Origin of the sequence: Streptomyces sp. NRRL S-495, from assembly GCF_000966955.1 — a bacterium.
In the GTDB taxonomy this organism is placed as follows: Bacteria; Actinomycetota; Actinomycetes; order Streptomycetales; family Streptomycetaceae; genus Kitasatospora; species Kitasatospora purpeofusca.
Genome location: NZ_JZWY01001379.1, coordinates 1 through 345 on the forward strand (window position 1 = coordinate 1; position 345 = coordinate 345).

The 345-nt window shown below is 63.5% G+C and carries 1 pseudogene; it reads right to left on the reverse strand.

Annotated elements, in window-relative coordinates:
• Nucleotides 1-2 precede the first annotated feature (2 nt).
• Nucleotides 3-345 (reverse strand): annotated as a pseudogene (locus VR45_RS41765) (hypothetical protein); the annotation flags it as partial.

Genomic DNA, 345 nt, shown 5'->3' on the forward strand with positions numbered 1-345 from the left:
CGTCAAGAGCCCTGCTGCGCCTCGACCTGCTCCTTCAGCTGGAGGATCTCGCCGCACAGGATGTAGGTGTTCAGGGCGCACATGTTCGCTGCCTGCAAGGCGACGGAGGCGTGCACACCCTTGTTGGTCAGGGTGTCGAACGCGGTGAACCTGTCGTGCAGGCCCTTGGCCATGGCGATGGTCGTGTCGGCGACGCTGCCGCTCTGAGTGTTCTTCTTGATGAACTCGAACAGCCGGTTGCGATAGGAGGGCTGGTCTAGCTTGTGCCCGGTCTCGGAGGGTTCCTTCTGCGCAGGCAGGACATGGTCGACGACGGCCTCCAGGATCCTGCGGCACGAGGTGAGG